This is a genomic window from Streptomyces flavofungini (assembly GCF_030388665.1).
Taxonomy (GTDB): domain Bacteria; phylum Actinomycetota; class Actinomycetes; order Streptomycetales; family Streptomycetaceae; genus Streptomyces; species Streptomyces flavofungini_A.
The window spans coordinates 1,638,969-1,656,544 of sequence record NZ_CP128846.1; the positions used below are offsets into that span (position 1 = coordinate 1,638,969).

Sequence of the window (17,576 nt, forward strand, 5' to 3'; positions counted from 1 at the left end):
CCGGTTCACCTTCCGTTTCCTGCGGGTTCGCACTCCTTGACAGCTCCAATTGGCCTGAGCCAACATCCGATTGGCCTGTACCAAGCCGCCCGGCGACCCGACCATCGCCACCTGCGCGCTCTCGTCCACCGGCCGGCCGCCGACCGGTCAGCCATCCGCCCCCGGAGGTCCCGGCATGGTTTCGAGCAGTCACCCGAAGCTGGAGCAGCTCGCCAACTCCGTCCTCCAGCCGGGATTCGTGGGCACCACCGAGGCTCCGGACTGGCTGCGCCGCAGGATCGCCGACGGGCTCGGCGCCGTGGTGCTGTTCGGCCGGAACATCGTCGAGCCCGCGCAGGTCGCCGCCCTCACCACGTCGTTGCGCGCCGAGAACCCCGATCTGATCGTCGCCATCGACGAGGAGGCGGGCGATGTCACACGCATGGAGGCGTGGACGGGGGCCTCACGCCCGGGCAACCTCGCGCTCGGGGCCGTCGACGACGTCGACCTCACCGAGAGCGTCGCCCGCGACATCGGCCGGGAACTCCACGCGGCGGGTGTCTCGTTGAACTACGCACCGAGCGCCGACGTGAACTCCAACCCGCTCAACCCCGTGATCGGCGTGCGCTCCTTCGGCGCCCGCACCGACGTCGTCTCCCGTCACACCGCCGCCTGGATCCGTGGTCTGCAGGCGGCCGGTGTCGCCGCGTGCGCCAAGCACTTCCCCGGTCACGGCGACACCTCCGTCGACCCGCACTTCGGCCTGCCCCAGGTGCGGGGCACCGCAGCGGAGATCGCCCGCACGGCCCTGCCGCCGTTCATCGCGGCGACGGAGGCGGGCGTGCGCGCCATCATGACCGCCCACCTGGTGGTGCCCGCCTACGACCCCGGGCTGCCCGCGACACTCAGCCCCCGCGTCCTGAACGATCTGCTGCGCGGCGAACTCGGCTTCGACGGCATGGTGGTCACGGACGGTATCGAGATGGGTGCGGTCACCGACCGGTACGGCATCGACGGGGCGACGGTCCGGGCCCTCGCGGGCGGCGTGGACGCGGTGTGCGTGGGCGGCGACAGCGCCGAGCAGTCCACCGTCGAGCTGCTCGCGGGAGCGCTCGTCAAGGCCGTGCTCGACGGACGCCTGCCCGAGGAGCGGCTCACGGAGGCGAGCGGGCGGGTCCGGGATTTCGCCGCCTGGTCGGGCGAGCGGTCACGGGCCGTGGCCCGGGCGGGGAACGGGACACGGGCGGCGGCCGGGGCAGGCGGCCGTTCGGACATCGGCCTGGTCGCGGCACGCCGCGCGGTGCGGGTGCACCGTCGCGCCGACGGCTCGGAAGATCTGCTCCCGCTTTCCCGGGCGCCCCATGTCGTGGAGCTGTCGCCGGTGATGAACCCTGCCGTCGACGGCGGCACCCCCTGGGGCGTCGCCGCCCCACTGCGCGACCTGCGCCCCGACACCACGTCCGTGCGCCTCACCCAGTCCGAGCTCGACCGCCACGACGACACGGACGAGGTCCTCGACCGCGCGGCCCTGACCCCCGCGGCCGGGCGCGCCCTGGTGGTCGTCGTGCGCGACGCGGCCCGCCACCGCTGGATGTCGGACACCCTGACCCGACTCCTGCGCACCCGCCCGGACGCGCTGGTCGTGGAGATGGGCGTGCCCACGGGCGCCGGGCTCGGGGCCGTGCACATGATCACCCACGGCGCGACCAGGGCGTCGGGCATCGCGGTCGCCGAGATGCTCGCGGGCAGCGCCTGACCCGGGGAAGCGCCCGACCGGGAAGCGCCCGACCGGGAAGCGCCCGACAATACGGGCCCTCACGGCAGGTCGTCCGTAAATTCGCACACCCCACTCATCTCGCCCGGAGCGGTCCTCAAACATTTCCGCAGAACTCCCGGCGACAGGATTCCGTCAAGGGCAATGAAAGCCTCATTCGGGCGCGTCCCGGCGACCGGACAGCCTTTTATGGATCCTTAACAGGCAAGGTCAATAGGACGGCGAATCGGTCGCGCATTAGGAACGCGTTAGAAATTCCGACCGCGCCACCGTACGCCACACATCGACCGGACCGCGCCGCGCGTTCCTGGAAATAGGGCATTACCCCCTTCGCCCCGCACCGTGAACTGCCGTTCCACCCTTGCGCGGCCTGCTTCGCACAAGGAGGCAACCCCCTCGCACAGCACTGCGCCCTCACCCTGGCCCTCCGGCCAACCCACCCCTGTGGCACCCCAGTTACCAGGCCGACGGAACCGGAAGCGGCCCTGGATATTCATCTCCACGCTGCTATGTTCTGGTTCCGCATTGACGGACCGAGAGGGAGTTGACGGCGAACCGGTCGCCGTGCGCCCATACTCTCGGCTGCGAGCCGGCGACTGCCCGGTTGAAATCAACCGCAGGCTCATCTGTGCCCTCGCGCCAAAAACCCGCCGGTCCGGCCCGGACGCGAACCGCAACCGCCAGGGCGGGGTTTTCCGCAGACCTAAGGAGATGGATTCATCATGTCGGAGCCACTCGTCAGCCTGGCGCCCGAAACCATTAGCGACCCGACGAAATACGCGGAACTGCGCGAGAAGGGCCCGCTCGTCCATGTCTCCCTGCCCGGCCTGGAGACCCCGGTCTGGCTGGTCACGGGTTATGAGGACGCCAAGGACGCCCTGACCGACCCGCGTTTCGTACGTGACGCCACCAAGCTGACCGGCCAGGAGGGCCCCAGCATCGCGGACCAGATGATCGCGGCCTACGGCCTGCCCGCCGAGTACGCGCAGTACCTGGGCATCCTCGTACTGTCCGACGGCGACGAGCACGCCCGTGTCCGCAACCTGCTCGTGCGCTCCTTCACAGCCAAGCGCGTCAACGCGCTGCGCCCGCAGCTGGAGCAGGCCACCGAGGCCATTCACGAGGGCCTCAAGGCCAAGGGCGAGGCCGACCTCGTCAGTGAGCTGGGATACGCGATCGCCGCCACGGCGATCTGTGAGCTGATGGGCGTGGAGGCGGCCGACCAGCCGACCGTCCAGGGCTTCATCCAGGGCTACGCCTCCGGTGACCCGGAGCACTTCATCCCCGCCGTCCAGGGCATCGTCGCGTACGGCAAGGCGCTGATCGAGAAGCGCCGCGCCGAGCCCGGCGACGACCCGGTCTCCGGCCTGCTGCAGGACGAGGGTGACGACAAGCTCACCGAGACCGAGATCATCGCGGTCTTCCTGCTCCTGATCAACACGGGCATCGCGCCGCCCGCGCACTTCCTGAGCGAGGCCGTGCTCGCGCTGTTCGACCACCCGGAGGAGCTGGCCAAGCTGCGCGCGCAGCCGGAGCTCCTCTCCACCACGGCCGTCCCTGAGCTGCTGCGCTTCGCCAGCGCCGTGCCCATGGGCGCGCCGCTGTACGCGACCGAGGACCTGGAGTTCAAGGGCTGCCCGATCAAACAGGGCGAGGTCGTCAACGCCTCACTCCTCGGCGCCAACCACGACCCGGCGGAGTACACCGAGCCCACCGAGCTCGACATCTCCCGCAAGCTCGGCGCCGGCGTGGGCCACATCGCTCTCGGCCACGGCCCGCACTACTGCATCGGCGCCTCGCTCGCGAAGCTGGAGACGGAGATCGTCCTCAACCAGCTCCTGCTCGAGCACGAGGGCCTGCGGCTCGCGGTGGACCGCAAGGACCTGCAGTACGCGCCGGTCCCGGGTGAGGGCATGCACCTCACCAGCCTGCCGGTGAAGTTCTGACACCTTCTGACACCTTCTGACACCTGAGGCACATCTGACGGCCGCCGACCGTCGATCATTCCGACACCTCCCCGGGGGAGGGCTCCCGGCGAGCCCTCCCCCGGGGTTCTCGCTTCGCGGGCGCCGCGTTGCGGGGCTGCAGGTCACGGGCGTCAGGCTCCTGAACGCGAAACATCCCCTGCGGGAGAATCCGCAGAGGATGTCGTCTGTGTCCGAGGGGGGACTTGAACCCCCACGCCCGATAAAGGGCACTAGCACCTCAAGCTAGCGCGTCTGCCATTCCGCCACCCGGACTAGGTGTCTGTCGCTCCGGGGTGTTTCCCTCGGCGACGAAGACAACAATACCAAGGTTTCGGAGTGCCTTTCACCTGCGTATCCGTGACGTCCGCCGGGTGGCCGCGCGGCGCGCGGCACGGCGCGCCGAGGCACCTAAGGTTTCACCATGAGTGACGGATTGCTTACCGGTTCTCCGAGTGAGGCGCGGGTCCGGCGGCCTCGGGTCCTCTCGCCGCTGCGGGAGCATCTGCGGGACACGATGTGGTTCGCGCCCACGGTGGGGCTCGTCGGCTCCCTGCTGCTGTGGTGGGCGGCCTCGGCGGTGGATACGGAGCTGGTTCGGATCCTCCAGGACGACGAGGACTACGACACTCTCAAGGATCTGAACCGGCTCGCCGAGGACGCCAAGACGGTCATCAGCACCATCAGCTCGGCGATGATGACCTTCATCGGTGTCGTCTTCAGCATCTCGCTGGTGGCCGTGCAGATGGCCAGCGGCCAGTTCAGCCCCCGGGTAGTGCGGCTCTACGTCCGGTCCCGGATCACGAAGATCACCCTGACGGTCTTCCTCGCGACGTTCCTGTTCTCCCTGATGACGCTGACGTCCTTCGACAGCGAGCAGGACCCTCGCCTGCTCACGAACGTGCCGCTGGTCGAGGGCCTGCTCGCGTTCCTCCTGGTGCTGCTCAGCCTGCTCCTGTTCATCGCGTACGTGAACGGCACCCTGCGCATGATGCGCATCGGCTTCGTGATCGACCGGATCGCGCGCGAGGCGTTCCGCGTGGCCGTGCGGCATCCGACGGAGGGGGAGTTCGACGACGACCGCCTCGGCCCCGAGACAGCCCGGATCACCCATGACGGCCGGGCCGGGGTCCTGCGGGACGTGCACATCGCACGGGTGGTGCGGGCGGCACGGCGCCAGGGAGTGGTGCTGCGGCTGCTGCCGCGCATCGGGGACTTCATGGTGCCGGGCACACCCGTGTTCGCGGTGTACGGCGGCCCCGCACCCGGCCGTCGCGCCCTGCGCTACGCGGTGTCGGTCGGGGTGGAGCGAACCTTCCACCAGGACCTCGGCTTCGGGCTCCGGCAGTTGTCCGACATCGCGCTGCGGGCCCTGTCCCCGGCGGTGAACGACCCGACGACCGCCGTGCAGGCCCTGGACCGGATCGTGCAGTTCCTCGCATCGGTCGCCCGCTATCCGCTGGGCGCGCTGCGCCATCGCGACCGGCGCGGGGCGGTGCGGCTCGTGCAGCCGGTACCCGACTGGCAGGACCTGGTGGACCTCGGTCTCACCGAGATCCGTGGCTGCGCGGCCGGGCATCCCCAGGTCACCCGGCGCATGCTGGCCGGGATCGACGATCTGCTCCTGCTCGCGCCCGAAGGCCGCAGGGCACCGCTCCTCCGGCACCGGGCGCTCCTGGAGCAGTCCGTGGAACGACTGGTGCCGGAGGCCGCGGACCGCGACTTCGCGCTGCTGCCCGACCGGCAGGGCATCGGGTAGCGAACGGGCTCCGGGACGGGCACCGCCCCAACGGCGGCCGAGCCACGGCGGCCTTGCCGACGCGGTGGGGTACGGGGCGTAGCGCCCGTACCCCACCCCGACTCAGGCCATCAGGTGGTAGCTGGGGAAGTTCCCCGGCGCCCGCTCCCCCGCCGCGCCCTGTGTGACGGCTCGTACAAGCAGCTCCCCGCCGACGAACGCGCCGCGCCAGGACGCGCCGAAGCCGCCGAACAGCTCGTCGCGGTCCCCGCGTGAACGGGGCTTGCCCCAGCCGGTCTTGAACGCCCGGATCTGCGGCGCCAGCCGGTCGAAGGTCTGCGGGTCGTCGGTGGACAGCGTGGCGACCAGCGCGCCGTTGGAGGCGTTCATGGCGGCGAGCAGCTCCGCCTCGGTGTCGACGAGCACGATCGTGTCGACCGGGCCGAACGGCTCCGCGTGGTGCAGCGGGGACGACGGCGGCGGCGCCAGGAGCGTGACCGGCTGGACGTACGCGGAGGTGTCCTGGCCGGGCAGAAAGCGGTCGGCGTCGAAGGCGCCGCGGTACAGCGGCACGGCGCCGCGGTCGACGGCTTCCGCGACCTGGTCGGTCAGCTCCTTGGCCTTGGCCGCGTTGATCAGCGGGCCGAAGTCGAGGTCAGGGAACGGGTCCTCGGGCCCGGCGACGGCGAGCGGGTGGCCGACGCGCACGGTCCGTACGGCGGGCAGGTACGCGGCCAGGAAGGAGTCGAACAGCTCGCGCTGGACGACGAAGCGGGGGTAGGCCGTGCAGCGCTGCTTGCCGTAGTCGAAGAGCTTGGGGATGACCCCGCCGAGCGCGTCCCAGTCGCTGTGGTTCCAGATGCCCCAGGTGTTCAGTCCCTCCTGTTCGAGGATGTGGCGTTTGCCGAGGTCGGCGACTGCCGTGGCGACCGCGGCGCCCGTGTCCCGGCCGCCGACGAAGGACACGCAGCCGATCTCGGGGGCGCGCACGAGTGCTTCGGACAGCTCACCGCCGCTGCCGCTGACGAGGGTGATGGGAATCCCTTCGCGGGCGGCGAGCGCACAGGCCAGGGTGAGACAGGAGACGCCGCCGTCGGTCGGGGTCTTGGCGATGACCGCGTTGCCTGCCAGTGCCTGTACCAGCATTGCGTGAACGAGCACGCTCATCGGATAGTTCCAGCTCGCGATGTTCGAGACGGGCCCGTCCAGCGGGGTCCTGCCCTCGACCATCGGCTCGATGCCCTCGACGTACCAGCGGACGCCGTCGATGGCCCGGTCCACGTCGGCCTGCGCGAGCCGCCAGGGCTTGCCGATCTCCCAGACGAGCAACAGGGCCAGGAGTTCCCGGTGTTCGGTGAGGCTCTCGAGGGTGGCGGCGACGCGGGCGCGGCGCTCGGACAGCGGGACGTGGAGCCAGGCCCGGTGCTGGTCGAGCGAGGCGCGCACGGCCCGCCGCGCGGCGTCGGTGTCGAGTCGGGGCGGGCCCGCGATGGGGCTCGCGTCGACGGGGCTGGTAGCGGGCAGGGGGCGGCCGTCGGGGCGCCAGCCGCCGTGCCACAGGTTCAGTACGCGATCGTCCCTGAAGGCTTCGGGGGCGGCGGCGAGGCAGCGCCCCCAGGCTTGCTCCCAGGCCGTTCCGGCCTTGAGGACGCGAGGGGCACGAGGGGCACGAGGTATGTGAGGTGCGCTGGGGGCATGGGAGGTACGGGGGTCCTCGGGGACGGAGGGGGTGTCGAGGGTGGGTGCCATTGGGTTCTCTCCGCTCACGGTGCACAGTCGGGGCGGGGGTGCATGGCCACGCGTACGGGGCGGCGGTGGCCGCGGTCCTCGTACGTCGTTCGGGGACGCTAGTGGAGTCGCGGCCAGTCACCTATGAGTGACGTCACTCCCGGCGGGTTCGAGGTGTCAGCGGGGGACCGACCGCGGCGAGGGTCGTCAGCACCAACTGGGCGGCTTCCGTCGGGGTGTTGCCGACCTGGACGCCGACGGCCTCCAGCGCGGCCTTCTTCGCCTGTGCGGTACCGGACGTGCCGGAGACGATGGCGCCCGCGTGCCCCATGGTCCGGCCCTCGGGTGCGGTGAACCCTGCGATGTAGGCGACGACGGGCTTGGTGACGGAGTCCTTGATGAAGGCCGCCGCGCGCTCTTCCGCGTCGCCGCCGATCTCGCCGATGAGGACGATCAGTTCGGTGTCGGGGTCGGCTTCGAAGGCGGCGAGGCAGTCGATGTGGGTGGTGCCGACGACGGGGTCGCCGCCGATGCCCACGCAGGTGGAGAAGCCCGTGTCGCGAAGTTCGTACATGAGCTGGTAGGTGAGGGTCCCGGACTTGGAGACCAGGCCGACGCGGCCCGGCTTGGTGATGTCGGCGGGGATGATGCCCGCGTTGCTCTGGCCCGGTGAGATCAGGCCGGGACAGTTGGGTCCGATGACGCGGGTGCCGTGTCGCCGGGCGTACGCGTGGAAGGCCACCGAGTCGTGGACGGGGATGCCCTCGGTGATGACGACGGCGAGGCCGATGCCGGCGTCCGCCGCCTCCATGACCGCGGCCTTGCTGAAGGCCGGCGGCACGAACACGACGGTGACGTCCGCGCCGGTGGCGTCCATGCCCGCGCGCACGGAGCCGAACACGGGCACCGCGCGGTCGTCGAAGTCGACGCTGCGGCCCGCTTTGCGCGGGTTGACGCCGCCGACCACGTCCGTGCCTGCCGCGAGCATGCGCCGGGTGTGCTTCATGCCCTCGCTCCCGGTCATGCCCTGGACGAGGACCTTGCTCTCCTTGGTCAGATAGATGGCCATGGCCGGGCTCCTCAGGCTGCGTGGGCGAGTTCGGCGGCGCGGCGCGCGGCGCCGTCCATGGTGGTGGCCTGCTCGACCAGCGGGTGGCCGCGTTCGTCGAGGATGGCGCGCCCGCGCGCGGCGTTGTTGCCGTCGAGGCGGACGACGAGGGGCTTGGTGAGGCGTACGGACTCCAGGGCCCGCACGATGCCGTCGGCGACCGCGTCGCAGGCGGTGATGCCGCCGAAGACGTTCACGAACACGGCGGTGACGGACGGGTCGGAGAGGATGACCGAGAGGCCGTCCGCCATGATCTGCGCGGAGGCGCCGCCGCCGATGTCCAGGAAGTTGGCGGGCCGGGCACCGCAGTCGGCCACGACGTCGAGGGTGGACATGACGAGGCCCGCGCCGTTGCCGATGACGCCGACCTCGCCGTCGAGCTTCACGTAGTTGAGTCCCTTGGCGGCCGCGGCCGCCTCCAGTTCGTCTCTCTCCTGGTCGTGTACCGCGCCCTGGGCGCCCCAGCGGGTCTGCCGGAAACGGGCGTTGTCGTCGAGGGTCACTTTTCCGTCAAGTGCGAGGATCTGTCCCTGTGTGGTGCGCACGAGCGGGTTCACCTCGACGAGCAGCGCGTCTTCCCTGATCAGTACGTTCCACAGGGCGGTCAGGGTGTCGGCGGCGGCGTCGGGAAGACCGGCGGCCGCGGCGATCTCCGCGGCCTTCGCCCGGGGCACCCCGTCGAAGGGGTCGATGGGCGTCCTCAGGACGGCCTCGGGCCGGGTCGCGGCCACCTCTTCGATGTCCATGCCGCCCTCGGCGGAGGCGATCGCGAGGAAGCGCCCCTGGGAGCGGTCGAGTACGTAGGAGACGTAGAACTCGCTGTCGATGTCGACGGGTTGGGCGAGCATCACCGTGCGGACCGGATGGCCCTTGATGTCCATGCCCAGGATCTGCCGGGCGGTCAGCTCGGCGGCGGCCGGGTCGCGGGCGAACTTCACGCCGCCTGCCTTGCCCCGTCCTCCGGTCTTGACCTGCGCCTTCACGACGACGCGGCCGCCCAGGCGCTCGGCGCTCGCGCGGGCCAGCTCGGCCGAGTCGGCGACTTCGGCGCGCGGCACCAAGATGCCGTATTCCTCGAAGAGTTCCCTTGCCTGGTGTTCGTACAGGTCCATTGCCGGCTCCTGTCTGGAAAGTGCCGCACGCCCCCTGGACACCACCCACCGGATGCGGGATAACAAGCTTCATACAGTATTCGTCGACTGTATGCAATGTACTGTGAGGGCGCTCCGAGCGCGGACGAGCGCACTCCGACTCCCCTACGAAGGGACAGGACTTCGCCATGCCCGACGACAGCAGCGACAACAACACCCTCATCTCCGGAGGGCATCTGGTCGCCAAAGCACTCAAGGCGGAGGGCGTGGAGGTCATCTACACCCTCTGCGGCGGCCACATCATCGACATCTACGACGGCTGCGTCGACGAGGGGATCGACGTCGTCGACGTACGCCACGAGCAGGTCGCCGCGCACGCGGCCGACGGATACGCGCGGATCACCGGCAAGCCCGGCTGCGCCGTGGTCACGGCCGGCCCCGGCACCACGGACGCCGTCACGGGCGTCGCGAACGCCTTCCGCGCGGAGTCCCCGATGCTTCTGATCGGCGGTCAAGGAGCCCACACACAGCACAAGATGGGCTCACTGCAGGACCTGCCGCACGTCGACATGATGACGCCGATCACCAAGTTCGCCGCCACCGTGCCGGACACCGCGCGCGCGGCCGACATGGTGTCCATGGCGTTTCGCGAGTGCTACCACGGCGCTCCGGGACCCTCCTTCCTGGAGATCCCCCGCGACGTGCTCGACGCCAAGGTCCCCGCCGACAAGGCGCGCGTCCCGCGCGCGGGCCACTACCGCGCCTCGACCCGCTCGGCCGGTGACCCCGAGGCGATCGAGAAGCTCGCCGACCTCCTCGTCCACGCCGAGCGGCCCGCCATCCTCCTCGGCAGCCAGGTGTGGACGACCCGTGGGACCGCGGCGGCCACCGACCTGGTCCGCACCCTGAACGTGCCCGCCTACATGAACGGGGCGGGACGCGGCACCCTGCCCCCAGGGGACCCGCACCACTTCCAGCTGTCGCGCCGCTACGCCTTCTCCAACGCCGACCTCATCGTCATCGTCGGCACCCCCTTCGACTTCCGCATGGGGTACGGCAAGCGGCTCTCCGCCGAGGCGACGGTCGTCCAGATCGACCTCGACTACCGCACCGTGGGCAAGAACCGCGACATCGACCTCGGCATCGTGGGCGACGCGGGGCTCGTCCTGAAGTCCGTGACCGAGGCGGCGTCCGGGCGCGTCAACGGGGGCGCGTCCCGGCGCAAGGAGTGGCTCGACGAGCTGCGGGCCGCCGAGCAGACGGCGCTCGACAAGCGGCTGCCGAGCCTCAGGTCCGACGCCTCGCCCATCCATCCGTACCGCCTGGTGAGCGAGATCAACGACTTCCTCTCCGAGGACTCGATCTACATCGGCGACGGCGGCGACATCGTCACCTTCTCCGGGCAGGTCGTCCAGCCCAAGGCCCCCGGGCACTGGATGGACCCCGGCCCGCTCGGCACGCTCGGCGTCGGCATCCCCTTCGTGCTCGCCGCCAAGCAGGCGCGGCCCGACAAGGAGGTGGTCGCCCTCTTCGGAGACGGCGCTTTCAGCCTCACCGGCTGGGACTTCGAGACGCTCGTACGCTACGACCTGCCCTTCGTCGGCATCGTCGGCAACAACTCCTCCATGAACCAGATCCGTTACGGCCAGAAGGCCAAGTACGGCACGGAGCGCGAGCGGGTCGGCAACACCCTCGGAGACGTCCACTACGACAAGTTCGCCCAGATGCTCGGCGGACACGGCGAAGAGGTCCGCGACCCCGCCGACATCGGCCCCGCGCTGCGCCGCGCCCGCGAGTCCGGCAAGCCCTCCCTGATCAACGTGTGGGTCGACCCGGACGCGTACGCCCCCGGAACCATGAACCAGACGATGTACAAGTGAGGTGACACGGACGTGACCAAGGCCCTCGAAGGAATCCGCGTCCTGGACATGACGCACGTCCAGTCCGGCCCCTCCGCCACCCAGCTGCTCGCCTGGCTCGGCGCGGACGTGGTGAAGCTGGAGGCACCGACGGGCGACATCACGCGCAAGCAACTGCGTGACCTTCCGGACGTGGACTCGCTCTACTTCACGATGCTCAACTGCAACAAGCGGAGCATCACCCTCAACACCAAGACCGAACGCGGCAAGGAACTCCTCACGGAGCTGATCCGCCGCTCGGACGTGATGGTCGAGAACTTCGGCCCGGGCGCCGTCGACCGCATGGGCTTCACCTGGGAACGCATCCAGGAGATCAACCCGCGCGTCGTCTACGCCTCCATCAAGGGCTTCGGAGACGGCCCCTACACCAACTTCAAGGCCTACGAAGTCGTCGCCCAGGCCATGGGCGGCTCCATGTCGACCACCGGCTTCGAGGACGGCCCACCGCTCGCCACCGGTGCGCAGATCGGCGACTCCGGGACCGGCATCCACGCCGTCGCGGGCATTCTCGCCGCCCTCTTCCAGAGGGAGAACACCGGACGGGGACAGCGCGTGAACGTCGCCATGCAGCACGCCGTCCTCAACCTGTGCCGCGTCAAGCTGCGCGACCAGCAGCGCCTCGCGCACGGCCCCCTCGCCGAGTACCCGAACGACGACTTCGGGGACGAGGTGCCCCGCTCCGGGAACGCCTCCGGCGGCGGACAGCCCGGGTGGGCCGTCAAGTGCGCCCCGGGCGGGCCCAACGACTACGTGTACGTCATCGTGCAGCCCGTCGGCTGGAAGCCCATCACGGAGCTCATCGGGCGCCCCGAACTCGCCGACGACCCCGAGTGGGCCACGCCCGAGGCGCGGCTGCCGCAGCTCACCAAGATGTTCCAGTTGATCGAGGAGTGGTCCTCGACGCTGCCCAAGTGGCAGGTCCTCGAACGCCTCAACGCCCACAACATCCCGTGCGGCCCGATCCTGTCGACCAGGGAGATCATCGAGGACGCCTCGCTGGTCGCCAACGAGATGGTCGTCGAGGTCGCGCACCCCGAGCGGGGCGCGTTCACCACCGTCGGCTCGCCCCTCAAGCTCTCCGACTCCCCCGTGGACGTGGTCAGCTCGCCGCTGCTCGGCGAGCACAACGAAGAGGTGTTCATCGGCGAGCTCGGCCTCGGTGACGAGGAGCTGCGCCTGCTCAAGTCGAACGGAGTGATCTGATTGCCGGCCGAAGACCGCAAGGAGCGGGTGCGCGCGCTCCTGGAATCCGTGCGCGCCACGGGGCGTACGTCGCTCACGGCGCCGGAGGGCAAGGTCCTCGCGGACGCGTACGGGATCGCCGTACCCGGGGAGGAGCTGGCGCGGGACGTCGACGAGGCGGTGGCGTGCGCGGCGCGCTTCGGCGGACCGGTCGTGATGAAGATCGTGTCGCCGGACATCCCGCACAAGACCGACGCGGGCGGCGTCGTCGTGGGCGTGGAGGGCGCGGCGGCCGTACGGGAGACCTTCCACCGGATCATCGCCAACGCGCGGGCCTACGCGCCCGCGGCGCGCGTGGACGGCGTGCAGGTGCAGGAGCTGCTGCCCTCGGGTCCCGGCGTCCAGGAGGTGATCGTCGGGGCGGTCACCGATCCGACGTTCGGGAAGGTCGTCGCCTTCGGCCTGGGCGGTGTCCTGGTGGAGGTCCTCAAGGACGTCACGTTCCGCCTCGCGCCCGTCGACGCCGACGAGGCCCGCTCGATGCTCGACTCGATCCGGGCGGCCGAGGTCCTGCGCGGGGTGCGCGGTGCGCCCGGGGTGGACCGCTGGGCGCTGGCCGAGCAGATACGCCGGGTGTCGGAGCTGGTCACCGACTTCCCCGAGATCGCGGAGGTGGACCTCAACCCGGTCGTCGCGACCCCTGAGGGGGCGCTCGCCGCGGACATCCGCGTCATCCTCGCAGCAAAGGCCCCCACGGAGCGGCGCACGTACACGCGCGCACAGATGCTCGCTTCGATGCGGCGCCTCATGCAGCCCCGCTCCGTCGCCGTCATCGGCGCCTCCAACGAGCCGGGCAAGATCGGCAATTCGGTGATGCGCAACCTCATCGACGGCGGCTTCTCCGGAGAGATCCATCCGGTGAACCCCAAGGCCGATGACATTCTGGGGCGCAAGGCGTACAAGAGTGTCACGGACGTCCCTGGTGAGGTGGATGTGGCGGTCTTCGCGATCCCCGCCAAGTTCGTCGCGGCCGCTCTGGAGGAGGTGGGGAGCAAGGGCGTCCCGAACGCGGTCCTCATTCCCTCGGGGTTCGCCGAGACCGGTGAACAGGCCCTCCAGGACGAGATCGTGGCGATCGGCGAGCGGCACGGGGTGCGGCTGCTCGGTCCGAACATCTACGGCTACTACTCGACGTGGCAGGACCTGTGTGCCACGTTCTGCACGCCGTACGACGTGAAGGGCGGAGTGGCGCTCACCTCGCAGTCCGGCGGCATCGGGATGGCGATCCTGGGCTTCGCGCGCGCCACGAAGACCGGTGTCTCGGCGATCGTCGGGCTGGGCAACAAGGCGGACCTCGACGAGGACGACCTGCTGACGTGGTTCGGCGAGGACCCCCACACCCAGTGCATCGCCATGCACCTGGAGGACCTCAAGGACGGCCGGGCCTTCGTGGAGGCCGCGCGGGCCACCGTGCCGAAGAAGCCCGTCGTGGTCCTCAAGGCGGGCCGGACCGCGGCGGGGGCCAAGGCCGCCGGATCGCACACGGGCGCGCTCGCGGGCGACGACGCCGTCTACGACGACATCCTGCGGCAGGCCGGAGTCATCAGGGCCCCTGGGCTGAACGAGATGCTGGAGTACGCGCGGGCGCTGCCGGTCCTGCCCGCCCCCAAGGGCGACAAGGTCGTCATCATCACCGGGGCGGGCGGCTCGGGCGTGCTGCTGTCCGACGCGGTGACCGACAACGGCCTGACGCTGATGGACATCCCGCCCGACCTGGACGCCTCCTTCCGCGCCTTCATCCCGCCGTTCGGCGCGGCGGGCAACCCCGTCGACATCACCGGCGGCGAGCCCCCCTCGACGTACGAGGCGACGATCCGGCTCGGCCTGGAGGATCCGCGCATCCACGCGCTCGTACTGGGCTACTGGCACACCATCGTCACCCCTCCCATGGTCTTCGCCGAACTGACGGCCCGCGTGATCGCCGAGTTCCGGGAGCGGGGCATCGACAAGCCGGTCGTCGCGTCGCTCGCGGGCGACGTCGAGGTGGAGGAGGCCTGCCAGTACCTCTTCGAGCGGGGCGTCGTGGCCTACCCCTACACCACGGAGAAGCCGGTCGCCGTGCTCGGTGCGAAGTACCGCTGGGCGCGCGCCGCGGGGCTGCTGGGAGGCGATGGATGACGTGACCGGCGCACGGGGCGGCCGACGGTACGCGTGGGCCGCCCCGGAGCCCGTACGCGCACGAAAGGTAGTGGACAGGGGGCGCTGGCCAGGAACTTTCGACGCAAGGGGTGCTGAGTGAGATGACGACAACCGACATATCCAGGCCCGTCGGCTACCGGGAGGTGACGGACTCCAACGGCCGGGTGTACCGGGTCGGCGAGACCGACATCGACATCATGGGCCGCAAGCGCACGTGGATGGTCATCCTGCCGTGGGTGGGCATGATGGGCATCAGCTCGGCCGAGTACGCGTTCGCGTCCGCCGAGGACACGCTGCACACCGCGCACAGCTGGAGCAGCCTGCACATCTTCTGGATGCTGGGCGTCTGGGTCTTCTTCCAGGCGGCTGTGGCCTTCCCCGCGGGCAAGCTCCGCGAGAGCGGGAAGCTCCCGGCCCGCTGGGCGATGATGCTCGGCGCGTGCGGCACTCTCCTGGGTTATCTGTCGCTCGCCTTCGCACCGCACGTGATCGTCGCCTACATCGGATTCGGCATGTTCAGCGGCATGGGCGCCGGGATGGTGTACGCCACCTGCGTGAACATGGTCGGCAAGTGGTATCCGGAGCGCAAGGGCGGCAAGACCGGCTTCGTCAACGGCGGATTCGCCTACGGCTCGGTGCCGTTCGTCTTCATCTTCACCGGCTTCATGGACCTGTCCAACTTCCGTTGGGTGCTGGTCTCCGTGGGGCTCCTGCTGGCGGCGACGGTCGCCGTGGCCGGCTACTTCTTCCAGGACCCGCCGAAGAACTGGTGGCCCGCCGAGGTGGACCCGCTGCGCCCGCCGGACGACCCGAGGGCCCGGCGCGCCCTGCGGATGAATCCGCCCGCCGTGCGGCAGTACACCCCCAAGGAGGCCTGGCAGACGGGCCGGGTCGCTCTGATGTGGTTCTGTCTGCTGTGCACCTCGGGCGTGAACATCTTCGGTATCGCGTTCCAGGTGGACATCGGGGAGGACGCCGGTTTCGCGGGCGGCATCGTCGCCACGGCCATGTCCCTGAAGGCCATCGTCAACGGCACCGGGCGGGGCGTCATCGGCTGGCTCTCGGACCGCTACGGACGCAAACGCTGCCTGATCTTCGTCTGCGTCGTCCTCGGTCTCGCGCAGTACGGCATCCTCTGGTCCGCCGAGATCAAGAACCTGCCCCTGTTCCTGATCTTCTCCAGCATCTCCGGCTTCGGAGGCGGCGCCATCTTCCCGATGTTCGCGGCCATGACGGCGGACTACTTCGGAGAGAACAACAACGCCTCCAACTACGGCCTGGTCTACAGCTCGAAGCTGGTCTCCGGCCTGCTCGGCTCCGGCATGGGCGCCGTGGTGGTGAGCCACTGGGGCCACACCGGGGCGTTCACCCTGGCCGGATCCATATCCCTGTTCGCCGGCTTCGTCGCGCTCTTCCTGTCGCAACCCGGCAGGCCGAATCCCAAGGACATCAGCCCCAATCCACAACCCCTCGGTGAGGAGATGGCTTGATATGACGGCGGAGCCCTTCGCCGCAAGCGGCGCGTCCGGCCGCGCGGACACGTCGTACAGCGAGTTCCGTGAGGTGACGGACGCGCGCGGACGCGTCTACCGCATCGGCGAGAGCGACCGGGACATCCTCGGCCGCCCACGCTGGACCATGGTCGTCCTCCCCTGGGTGGCCATGATCGCCATCAGTGTCTTCGAGTACGCCTTCGGAGCGGCCGAGGACACCCTGTCCGCCGCGCACCACTGGACGTCGTCGAACACCTTCTGGGTGCTGAGCGTGTGGATCTTCTTCCAGGCGGGCGTCTCCTTCCCCGCCGGGAAGCTCCGCGAGAAGGGCATCCTGACCAGCCGCAAGGCCATGGTGACGGGATCGGTCCTGTCGTTGATCGGGTTCGTCAGCCTCAGCCACGCACCCAACGTGGCGGCGGCGATGGTCGGCTTCGGCCTGCTCGGCGGGGTCGGCTCCGGGCTGATCTACTCGACGTGCGTGAACATGGTCGGCAAGTGGTACCCCGAGCGGCGCGGCGGCAAGACGGGCTTCGTCAACGGAGGGTTCGCCTACGGAGCGGTGCCTTTCATCTTCCTGTTCTCCTACGGCTTCGACACCTCCAACTACCGCACGGTCCTTGACCTCGTCGGCTTCTACGTGCTCGCCGTGACACTGGTGGCGGGCCTGTTCTTCAAGGACCCGCCGAAGAACTGGTGGCCGTCCGACATCGATCCGCTGCGGCCCGCCACCGACCCGCGCACCGCCGTGGCGCTCGCCAAGAACCCCCCGGCGGCCGCGCAGTTCACCCCCGGGGAGGCGTTACGCACCGGTGTCGTGCCGCTCATGTGGGTGTGCATGCTGTGCTGCGCCGGAGTGTCGATCTTCGGGATCTCCTTCCAGGTCCCGTTCGCCAAGGACATGGGCTTCGGCCCGCTCATCGCCGCGTCGTCGATGGGTGTCATGTCGGTGATCAACGGCACGGGGCGCGGTGTGGTGGGCTGGCTCTCCGACCGTCTCGGCCGCCGGTACACCCTGACCTACGTCTGTCTGACCCTGGCTGTCGCACAGTTCGGTGTCCTGTGGGCGGGCGAGATGCACAACCAGCCGCTGTTCCTGCTCTTCGCCTTCCTGTCCGGCTTCGCCGGTGGCGCGTTCTACCCGCTGTTCGCCGCGCTCGTCCCCGACTACTTCGGAGAGAACAACAACGCGTCCAACTACGGCATGGTCTACAGCGCGAAGCTCGTCAGCGGCCTCTTCGGAGGCGGCCTCGGCGCGATGGTCGTGGACTCCTGGGGCTACGTCGGCGCCTATGTGACGGCCGGTGGTGTGTCGTTGCTCGCGGCGGCCCTGTCGTTGCTGCTGCACCAGCCCGGGGCGCCACGCGCGCGTGCTGCCACGGTGTGACGTCCAGCCGGTGC

11 protein-coding genes and 1 tRNA gene are annotated in these 17,576 nt (G+C 70.0%); 8 read left to right on the forward strand and 4 right to left on the reverse strand.

Annotated elements, in window-relative coordinates:
* The first annotated feature begins 175 nt into the window (after positions 1 to 175).
* Both QUY26_RS06340 and QUY26_RS06345 read left to right on the forward strand, forming a co-directional pair.
* Positions 176 to 1,735, forward strand: a complete 1,560-nt coding sequence (locus tag QUY26_RS06340) for a glycoside hydrolase family 3 protein (protein WP_289944133.1) — start codon at positions 176 to 178, stop codon at positions 1,733 to 1,735.
* A 740-nt stretch (positions 1,736 to 2,475) separates the two neighbouring features.
* Positions 2,476 to 3,699, forward strand: a complete 1,224-nt coding sequence (locus QUY26_RS06345) for a cytochrome P450 (RefSeq protein WP_289944134.1) — start codon at positions 2,476 to 2,478, stop codon at positions 3,697 to 3,699.
* A gap of 209 nt (positions 3,700 to 3,908) precedes the next feature.
* On the opposite strand, the gene QUY26_RS06350 is transcribed toward QUY26_RS06345, so the two are convergent.
* Positions 3,909 to 3,993 (reverse strand) — tRNA-Leu (locus tag QUY26_RS06350).
* A 148-nt stretch (positions 3,994 to 4,141) separates the two neighbouring features.
* On the opposite strand from QUY26_RS06350, the gene QUY26_RS06355 reads away from it, so the two are divergent.
* Complete coding sequence (locus QUY26_RS06355; RefSeq protein ID WP_289944135.1) at positions 4,142 to 5,476, forward strand: DUF2254 domain-containing protein; 1,335 nt, start codon at positions 4,142 to 4,144, stop codon at positions 5,474 to 5,476.
* A 102-nt stretch (positions 5,477 to 5,578) separates the two neighbouring features.
* On the opposite strand, the gene QUY26_RS06360 is transcribed toward QUY26_RS06355, so the two are convergent.
* The 3 genes from QUY26_RS06360 to sucC form a co-directional block, all read right to left on the reverse strand.
* Positions 5,579 to 7,204: an aldehyde dehydrogenase family protein gene (locus QUY26_RS06360; protein ID WP_289944136.1), complete on the reverse strand. Its 1,626-nt coding sequence runs from the start codon at positions 7,202 to 7,204 to the stop codon at positions 5,579 to 5,581.
* Positions 7,205 to 7,337: 133 nt separating this feature from the next.
* Positions 7,338 to 8,252, reverse strand: a complete 915-nt coding sequence (gene sucD / locus QUY26_RS06365) for a succinate--CoA ligase subunit alpha (RefSeq protein WP_289944137.1) — start codon at positions 8,250 to 8,252, stop codon at positions 7,338 to 7,340.
* Positions 8,253 to 8,263: 11 nt separating this feature from the next.
* The gene (sucC, locus tag QUY26_RS06370; RefSeq protein ID WP_289944138.1) at positions 8,264 to 9,403 is read right to left on the reverse strand and encodes an ADP-forming succinate--CoA ligase subunit beta; all 1,140 of its coding nucleotides are present in this window, start codon (positions 9,401 to 9,403) and stop codon (positions 8,264 to 8,266) included.
* Between the two features lie 167 nt (positions 9,404 to 9,570).
* Here sucC and QUY26_RS06375 point away from each other — a divergent pair, with 167 nt between their 5' ends.
* The 5 genes from QUY26_RS06375 (at position 9,571) to QUY26_RS06395 (ending at position 17,562) form a co-directional block, all read left to right on the forward strand.
* Complete coding sequence (locus QUY26_RS06375; RefSeq protein ID WP_289944139.1) at positions 9,571 to 11,262, forward strand: thiamine pyrophosphate-binding protein; 1,692 nt, start codon at positions 9,571 to 9,573, stop codon at positions 11,260 to 11,262.
* Between the two features lie 12 nt (positions 11,263 to 11,274).
* On the forward strand, positions 11,275 to 12,504 hold the full coding sequence (frc, locus tag QUY26_RS06380; RefSeq protein ID WP_289944140.1) for a formyl-CoA transferase: 1,230 nt from the start codon (positions 11,275 to 11,277) through the stop codon (positions 12,502 to 12,504).
* The gene (locus QUY26_RS06385; protein ID WP_289944141.1) at positions 12,505 to 14,661 is read left to right on the forward strand and encodes an acetate--CoA ligase family protein; all 2,157 of its coding nucleotides are present in this window, start codon (positions 12,505 to 12,507) and stop codon (positions 14,659 to 14,661) included.
* 122 nt (positions 14,662 to 14,783) lie between these two features.
* Complete coding sequence (locus QUY26_RS06390) at positions 14,784 to 16,172, forward strand: OFA family MFS transporter (protein ID WP_289944142.1); 1,389 nt, start codon at positions 14,784 to 14,786, stop codon at positions 16,170 to 16,172.
* Position 16,173: 1 nt separating this feature from the next.
* Positions 16,174 to 17,562: an OFA family MFS transporter gene (locus QUY26_RS06395; protein ID WP_289944143.1), complete on the forward strand. Its 1,389-nt coding sequence runs from the start codon at positions 16,174 to 16,176 to the stop codon at positions 17,560 to 17,562.
* Positions 17,563 to 17,576: the final 14 nt, after the last annotated feature.